The organism is Desulforhopalus vacuolatus, assembly GCF_016918505.1.
In the GTDB taxonomy this organism is placed as follows: Bacteria; Desulfobacterota; Desulfobulbia; order Desulfobulbales; family Desulfocapsaceae; genus Desulforhopalus; species Desulforhopalus vacuolatus.
This window is the reverse complement of record NZ_JAFFPZ010000031.1, coordinates 23,282-31,665: the sequence shown is the minus strand read 5'-3', so window position 1 is coordinate 31,665 and position 8,384 is coordinate 23,282. Positions and strand designations below refer to the sequence as shown.

The window sequence follows — 8,384 nt, the reverse complement described above, 5'->3', positions numbered from 1 at the left end:
GATGTCGAAAGAGGGCTTGGGAAGAATTCTATTCAAGTTTACGATCTTGATCAAAAAATAGTACGTGTCGATGCTACAACGGTTTCTGGTTATCATGATGCCGGATCAGGCAGCTTGTTTCAGTTCGGAAACAGTAAGGATAATCCAGCACTTAGACAGATAAAAATTATGATGGCGAGCCTTGATCCCCTGGGATTTCCACTGGCGACATCAATAGTATCTGGAGAACGCGCCGATGACGGTTTATACGTTCCCGCCATTGATCAAGCGTTGAAAGCATTGGACAAAAAAGGACTCCTGTTCGTGGGAGACTGCAAAATGTCAGCGTTGGCTACACGGGCTCATCTGCATGGCCTCGAACATTGCTATCTCAGTCCTTTGCCTCAGACCGGTAAGACAGTCACCCAAATGCCTGTCTGGATACAGCAAGGCCTGGATGGAAGCCGAGAACTTCGTCCTGTTTTCAGCCAAAAGCTGGACAAAAACGGAGAGCAAATATCTCTTGGCGAAGGCTATGAATTCACTCGAACCTGTTCAATAGACCAAGATGAAAAGAGAGTCGAATGGGAAGAGCGCGTTCTTCTTATTTGCTCCCACAAATACCGGGAAACACTGTCGAAAAATCTAAGAAAACGACTCGCCATGGCCACCGAAAAGTTGGAGGCATTGACTCCCGCTCCTGCTCGCGGAAAACGTCAGATTCGGGATGCAAAAACGCTTGAAGAAAAAGTTGAAGCCATATTGACACAATATAAAGTCCAGGGATTGCTTCGCTATCATTTTGAGCGTGAAGAAAAAGTACTCGTTCAATATATAGGACAAGGTCGCGGCAGTGAGAACCGCAAAAAGAAAAAAGTCACACAAGTCCGATACCAGATTACATCCGTGGAAAAACAGGAGGATGCAATCACTGAATTAGAGAAAACATTGGGTTGGAAAGCGTACGTCACAAACGAATCTCCTGATCAGTTGAGCTTTGAAAACGCTGTGCTCACATACCGCGACGAGTGGACAATCGAAAGAGGATTTCATCGTCTCAAGGGAGCTCCACTCTCGTTAGATCCTGTCTTTGTCAAAAGAAATGACCAGGTTGAAGGACTGACAAATCTTCTGAGTATAGCCTTGCGAGCCTTAACACTGATTGAGTTTGTCGTTCGTCGAGGTTTACAGCAAAATAGCGAAAAACTCGCAGGCCTCCACGCAGAAAATCCCAAGAAGAAAACGGATTCTCCAACAGCAGAAAGAATCCTGAAGGCCTATTCCCATATCAATCTAACGATCATCGAGTTAGCCGGGCAAATCTTTCACCATGTCACACCACTTTCATCGTTACAAGTAAGGATGTTGGAACTACTTGGTCTGGGACCAGAAATCTATTCCGGCTTGGAGAGTAATTCCGGATAGATTTTTCAATTTACGCGAATGGTGAGTTATAAGGATACTTTTACTAAAAGAATACTATCTTAAACGGTTGTATTTATAAATAAGACATGTATAATGAAAACTGAAAGCAAAAGGAACCTGCAATCCCTATAATTCATGTAAACTGTTGTACTACAGCAGCCATGGATATTGTAGCTCGGTAGAGTCTATCGAGTACATACGTGGAGAATCTTTTAAACTTCGGTTTTATCGAAGATCTTTAAGGATTTATAGAAACGTATAATTTTCTATAGTAGATAATAATTTACTATTAGATTTAAGACTATAGCAGACCCCGCATTGAATTCGAGAAAAAAAGTCTTGTATAATAAAATTGGCTACCACGGAAAACACGGAAATAACGGAATATTAGAGCGCAAAACGCTCAACCCCGACTTTCAGATGACTCTCAAAGTTGATTAATAATCCTGGCGCACTGTACGGCTAAAGTATTTCCATTTTGTATTGTCGGATTCAAGGGCAGGGGGACGGGAAAAGGGAGAAAGGAGACGGGAAAAAGCAAAAGACGGAACGGCGAAAGACTTTTTGCCAACGAATAAAAGCTCGAATAAGGCGAATAAAGACATTTTAGACAAAAGCATGACTTCTTAAAAAAATTATAAAAAAGACAAAGAATTCCACAACGAAGGACAAATTCCCTGTTTTTTGCCTTCTTTCGTATGTTTCGTTGGCTATCCTGTCTTTTGCTTACCGCTTTTTGCTTTTCCCTTTCTCCCGTCTCCTTCTTCTGCCTTTCTTCGCGTCCTTCGCGATAAAAATTGTCTTTTGCCCTATTCGTATTATTCGAGCCTTCCTTTGGCAAAAAAATCTGTTGTCTTGCCTTTTACCTTTCCCTGTCCTTCCCGCTTCAATCAAATAAAATCTTTGTTCTCAAATGCTTTCCGCCTTCCTTCGCGTTCCTTCGCGTTCTTCGCGGTAAAAAATGTCTTACCGCTTTTTGCCCTTTCCCGTCTCCCGTCTCCTTTCTCCCATCTCCTGCCTTTCCCTCCCTTTTTTGTTTATAAAATTGTAAGGAATAGCCCTTTTTATTGGTGCATGATGTTGTATTGTGGAGCGGTGCTCCCGGTGACCGGCCGGGCCTCCGGTGGAGGTGGCGGGGGTGTTGTTCCGGTTTTTTCTCTTCTCCACGGAGGTTTTTTCCTTTGTCTGTACTTACTGCATTCTTTCAACGACCCGGCAGCCGTCAGTTGCTGGGCTGGATGGCCCTCTTCGCCTCCGCCTTTGCCTTTTACTTCGCAACGGTGATTATTCGCCGGGCGGAGGTCTCAGTGGATATTCACACCTCCTATTTTGTCTTTGCCCGTTTTTTTCTCGGTATCTGCGTTGTTTCCGCGACCATGCTTTGCTCCAAACAGAAGTTGAAGCCGGTACGCTGGCATCTGCTGCTCGGCCGGGCGGTGGCCAACACTGTCGCCGTCTTCTGTTTTTATAAAACGGTGCAGGTAAGCACGGTGGCCGAGGCCAACATTATGAATATGACCTACCCCCTCTATGTGGCCCTCTTCTCTGCCATCTTTCTCCGCACCCAGACCGATACCTTCTCCATAATCGCGGTTCTTGCAGCCACTCTCGGTATCTGGCTGGTACTGATGCCGGCGGGAGAGTTTACCTTTCCGGTGGATAACCTCTGGGGCGTCGCCTCCGGGATAACTGCTGCCGCAGCCATCATCTACCTCAACTTCAGCCGCCGATGGCATGATTCGCAGACAATTCTCTTCTTTATGTTCAGCATTGGCACGGTACTGCTTTACATTTTCTTTCATGAACAGATATTCTGGCCGGACAGAACCGAGTTCTTCTGGCTTTTTGCCTGCTCGGCAGTCGGGGTTGCGGGACAGTATCTCCTCACCTTCGGCTTTCGTTATGTGACAGCGCTTGAAGGTTCGGTCATCGGTTCCAGCCGCATTCTGATCGCGGCACTGCTTGGACCGCTGGTTGCCTTTGATCCACCCCTTGGTTTTGCCAGCTGGTGCGGGGCCCTGTTGATTTTCAGCGCCAATGTCGCGCTGGGAGCGCATCGGCACCGGGTGCAACCCCTTGCGCAGCGGTAAGACATTTTTTTCACCGCGAAGAACGCGAAGAAAAGCGAAAGACGGAACAGCGAAAAACTTTTTGCCAACGAATAAAAGCTCGAATAAGGCAAATAAAGGCAAAAAAGATTTAAGGACAAAGATTTTTTTAATTAAGGCGGGCAGGACAGGAAAAAGGAGGCGGGAGAGGGGAAAAAGCAAAAGACGGAACAGCGAAAGGACTTTTTGCCAACGAATAAAGGCTCGAATAAGGCGAATAGGGCAAAAGACAATTTTTTACCACGGAAAACACGGAAGGACACGAAGAAAAGCAGAAGAAGGAGCCGGGAGAAAGGGAAAAGCAAAAAGCAAAAAGCGGTAAGCAAAAGACAGGATAGCCAACGAAACATGCTAAAACATCTGAGAAAAAGATTTTTAGAATGAAATTCTTTGTCTTTTTTTATAATTTGTTTAAGAAGTTATGCTTTTGTCTAAAATGTCTTTATTCGCCTTATTCGAGCTGTTATTCGTTGGCAAAAAATCTGTTGTCGTTCCGTCTTTTGCTTTTTCCCGTCTCCTGTCTCCCGTCTCCCGTCTCCTTCTTCTGCTTTTCTTCGTTTTTTTTCTTAACTTCTTTAAGAAGTTACACAAAAGAGCCCGGCCGGGTAGAATGGGCGGGCAGTCTTACCATGAACCAATATCCACAGGAAAAAATAATGGGAAATACATTTCAGAATCAATTTTTAAAACTCGGCCTTGTAAATAAAAAACAGGTCGCCGAGACAAAGTCCAAAAAGCATAAACAACAAAAGAGTACCAAGGTCGCCAAAGGAAAACCCACCATTGCTGAGGAGAACGTTCGCATTCAGCAGGAGGCGGATGAGAAGAAGAAGGCGCGGGTGCGCGTGCTCAACCGTGAGCGGGATGAAAAGCTGCGGAAGCGGGCGTCAGCAGCCACGGTGAAGCAGATGATTCAGCAGAACCGGCTGAAGAAGGATGATAAGGGACTCGCCTTCCGCTTCAATATGGAAGGGAAGATTTATCGGGTCTTTGTGGATAAGGAGACCTCTGACAAGTTGAGTCACGGTGTGCTGGGTATTGTGCGCATGCCGGGAAGCGGGGAGGTTTTTGAGGTATTGCCGAGGGTTATTCTTGAAAAAATCCGCAGCCTCAACTCCTCGCTCTTCATCCATCTCGCCAGGGCGCAGGAGGAGACGGCTGACGCTGATGATCCTTATGCTGCTTTTCAGGTGCCGGATGATTTGATGTGGTAAGGACGGGAGAAGGGAGACGGGAGAAAGGGAAAAGCGGTAAGACATTTTTTACCGCGAAGAGCGCGAAGGAACGCGAAGAAGAGCGGAAAGGACAGGGAAAGGCAAAAGACGGGACAACAGATTTTTTTGCCAACGAATAACAGCTCGAATAAGGCGAATAGGGCAAAGGACAATTTTTTACCACGGAAAACACGGAAGGACACGAAGAAAAGCAGAAGAAGGAGACGGGAGAAAGGAGAAAGGGAAAAGCAAAAAGCGGGAAGCGAAAGACTGGATAGTCCACGAAACACTCGAAACACGCGAAAAAAGGCAAAAACATTTGAGAACAAAGATTTTTTAAACTCAACAGGGAATTGCTGTTGTTGTTCTGTTTTTACTCTTCGCGTCCTTCGCGTTCTTCGCGGTAAAATTCTTTGTCTTTATTCGCCTTATTCGAGCAGTTATTCGTTGGCAAAAAGCCTTTCGTCGTTCCGTCTTTTGCTTTTTCCCGTCTCCCTTCTCCCTTTATCTCACCTTACGGGTGGAGATGGTAGGGAGCAGCTTGAGCACAAGGCGGTCCTGCTCGGCGACGATATCGGTAATACGTCCGTTGATAATCAGCATTTTGTTCCCGGCCTGAGAGACAAGCGGCTGCAGTTTCTGCAGGGCAATGGGCAGCTCATTGCCGTTGAACATGGATATGAGGCTGTCGGCCTGGCCCTGTGTAGCGCTGGAGCTTTTCACTGTGGGGCGAATGTAGAGAATCTGCTTCTGCGCGTCAAAGCGCAGCGCGGAGTCGGTGTTGACGTCCACTGACAAAGAGCCAATGTTGAGGTTGAGAATATGCCCGCCTACATTGGTGGAGACACCGAGGTGTCTGCCTTCCAGCTGCATGCGGCAGGCGATACGTCCTTTGCTGATCTGGAGGTTGGAGATGTTTTTTACTTCAATCTCTCCGCGCATGCTGTGGACATGCGGGTCAATCTGTATCGGGACCACGGAGGCTATCGCTTCTCTGAGCAGTGATTCCGGCAGGGTGACGGTGATCGGTTGCACGTGTGCTGCCGCGAAAGCGCTGCCTGAAAGCAGGAGACAGTAGAACAGGGCGAGCAGGGGCAGGATTTTCAGGGGGGGCAGTCTGGACATTGGGTTCTCCTTGGAAGATTATATTCTGTGCCGCCAAAGGCGGGAAAGTCGCGGAAAAAATAGTGACTGACAGAGGAAAAGGCAAGCCAGCAGGATGCCGAGGCGCGAGGCACGGTCCCGGTGGCTGTTGTGCAGATGGAGTGCGCTGACCCGTACCCGTTCGGGGCTGATAAAGACCCCCTTGATGGAGACGCGGCCGGATTCCCCCGGCAGCTTTCCTTCAAGGTGCAGTTTCTCGCCGGAGAAAATCTGCAGGGTCTGTGTTGCCGCGTCGTAGCGGCCGCGGTCATAGGAAATTGCTTTGCCGGGGCGCTCTGCCTTGAGACGCACGGTGTGCAGATTCCAGGTGTCGGCCCGGTCCATTTCCCCGTAAAAGAGCGGCGGAGTAAACAGGTAAAGTGCGGCAAAGAGCAGGGCGAACAGCGCCTTCTTCCCACGGGGTAGTTGCAGCGGTGGTGACTGGCGCAGGGCAGCACAGCTTTTTCCCCACAGGGCCGTCAGCAGAATCAGACCGCAGGTGGTGACCACAGCGGTGAGATAGTTGTCCGTGCTGATCAGATTGAGGCTGAAAAGGTGCCAGTCGAAGGGGGCGAGGATATTGACGCCGTTGCCCCATTTATCCTGCAGGGAGTCGAGGAGCAGGTGGAAAAGGCAGTTGCCGCCAAGCAGGGCAAAGACCACTCCGCTGTGCCGGGTAAAGAGACTGAGTGTCGCCGAGATCAGCAGACAGTACGCAAAGCTCGCCTGGGCTGTGGCGTAAAAACGCAGGGCAAAAGGCTCAAAGAGATGAGTGGGCAGGAGCAGGTGAAGCATGATCCACGGTACATCGGGCAGGATGCAGCCGAGAAGAATCCATGGCAGATATTCCGGCCTCTGCCGGGCTGGCGGGGCCTGCAGTGCGATGTGACATAAGGTATTCGGCATGGTGCCACTATAACCTACTACTGAAAATATAGAAATAATGTCCCTTACTCTCACCGTCGGCAATGACTGCCTCCTTCAGGGCTTCAGCAGTGAACTGGAGAAGGAGTTGAAAGAACGACTCACCATCGATAATCCTCAGTATACCAACGCTAAAAAATATGGTCGCTGGGTCGGTAAAAAGCTGCAGCCGAAACTCAAATACTACCAGCCCGCGCCGGGGGGAGTGCGTTTTCCCCGGGGGTTCGCCAACCGGTCGGTGGTGCTTTGCCGCGAGATGGAGGGGCAGGATCCGGAGATTATTGATAAACGGCGGCTGCTGGAGGAGGTTGATTTTCACTTCATCGGCAAATTACGCCCCTATCAGCAGGTGGCGGTGAAGAAGGCGGCACAGAGATCTTTCGGGGTGATTGAGGCCGGAACCGGCAGCGGCAAGACGGTCATAGCGCTGGCGATTATTGCCTGTCGCCGTCAGCCGACCCTTGTTCTTGTCCATACCCGTGAGCTCCTGTACCAGTGGCAGCAGCGTGCCCTCGAGTTTCTCGGGGTGGAGACCGGCCTTGTGGGAGACGGGAACTTTGAGCTTAAGCCGCTGACCATCGCCATCGTCAACACCGCCCGCAAACGGGTGGCGGAACTGGTCCCGCAGTTCGGTCAGTTGATTGTCGATGAGTGTCACCGGGTCCCCGCCAGCCTCTTCACCGACGTGGTGTCGGTTTTTGACAGCCACTTTCTGCTTGGTCTTTCCGCCACCGCCTTCCGCAGTGAGGGGGAGATGACCCGGTTGATTTACTGGTTTCTCGGTGATCGTATCCACGAGGTGCTGCAGGAGGAGCTGGTGGCAGTGGGGGCAATTCTCGCGCCGGAGGTGATCCGTCGCAGCACCCCGTTTAGCTTTCGTTATACCGGAGATTATCAGGCGCTGATCAAGGCGCTGGTGGTGCACCAGGGTCGCAATATCATGATCCTCAATGATATCTTAAAGATTCTCCGCGAACCGGACAGCGGTACCATCCTCGTGGTCTCCGACCGGCTGAACCACTGTGAATTTTTTGAGCGCAAGCTTCGCGAGGCGGGGGCAAATGTGGCCCTCCTTTCCGGTCGACTGCCCACCGAGGCACGGGCGGCGGTGGTGGACGCGGTGCGAGGGGGAGAGGTGCGTGTCCTGGTCGCCACCCTGCAACTCATCGGCGAGGGCTTTGACTGCCCGGATCTCTCCACTCTCTTTCTCTGCACACCCATCCGCTTCGAGGGGCGGCTGCTGCAGGTGATTGGCCGGGTGATGCGTCCGGCACAAGGCAAGCGGGCGCGGGTTTTTGATTATGTGGATGAAAATATTCCAACTCTGATGCGCTCCGGCCAGGCCCGGGCGCTGGTTCTCTCTCGTCTTTAAAAGGAGAAAAAAAAGGAGACGGGAGAAAGGAGAAGGGAGAAGGGAAAAAGCAAAAGACGGAACGGCGAAAGACTTTTTGCCAACGAATAACAGCTCGAATAAGGCGAATAAAGGCAAAAGACAAAGAATTTTACCGCGAAGAACGCGAAGGACGCGAAGGACGCGAAGAGTAAAGACAGACCAACAACAGCAATTCCCTGTTGAGTTTAAAAAATCTTT

6 protein-coding genes are annotated in these 8,384 nt (G+C 50.0%); 4 read left to right on the top strand and 2 right to left on the bottom strand.

Translation table 11 applies throughout. The annotated features are described in order from the left end of the window. From JWG39_RS13885 to JWG39_RS13875, 3 genes are all read left to right on the top strand, one after another. The coding region (locus JWG39_RS13885) for an IS1634 family transposase (RefSeq protein ID WP_205220019.1) at window positions 1-1,404 on the top strand (1,404 nt) is incomplete at its 5' end. 1,181 nt (window positions 1,405-2,585) lie between these two features. After that, on the top strand, window positions 2,586-3,494 hold the full coding sequence (locus JWG39_RS13880) for a DMT family transporter (RefSeq protein ID WP_240192147.1): 909 nt from the start codon (window positions 2,586-2,588) through the stop codon (window positions 3,492-3,494). 674 nt (window positions 3,495-4,168) lie between these two features. Then, complete coding sequence (locus JWG39_RS13875; RefSeq protein WP_205220018.1) at window positions 4,169-4,726, top strand: DUF2058 domain-containing protein; 558 nt, start codon at window positions 4,169-4,171, stop codon at window positions 4,724-4,726. Between the two features lie 504 nt (window positions 4,727-5,230). On the opposite strand, the gene JWG39_RS13870 is transcribed toward JWG39_RS13875, so the two are convergent. Together JWG39_RS13870 and JWG39_RS13865 are read right to left on the bottom strand one after the other, a co-directional pair. Then, on the bottom strand, window positions 5,231-5,851 hold the full coding sequence (locus JWG39_RS13870) for a hypothetical protein (RefSeq protein ID WP_205220017.1): 621 nt from the start codon (window positions 5,849-5,851) through the stop codon (window positions 5,231-5,233). An 18-nt stretch (window positions 5,852-5,869) separates the two neighbouring features. Continuing rightward, window positions 5,870-6,775 (bottom strand): metal-dependent hydrolase, encoded by a 906-nt coding sequence (locus JWG39_RS13865; RefSeq protein WP_205220016.1) that lies wholly within the window; start codon window positions 6,773-6,775, stop codon window positions 5,870-5,872. Window positions 6,776-6,812: 37 nt separating this feature from the next. On the opposite strand from JWG39_RS13865, the gene JWG39_RS13860 reads away from it, so the two are divergent. Then, window positions 6,813-8,165: a DEAD/DEAH box helicase gene (locus JWG39_RS13860; RefSeq protein ID WP_205220015.1), complete on the top strand. Its 1,353-nt coding sequence runs from the start codon at window positions 6,813-6,815 to the stop codon at window positions 8,163-8,165. The last annotated feature ends 219 nt before the right edge of the window (window positions 8,166-8,384 follow it).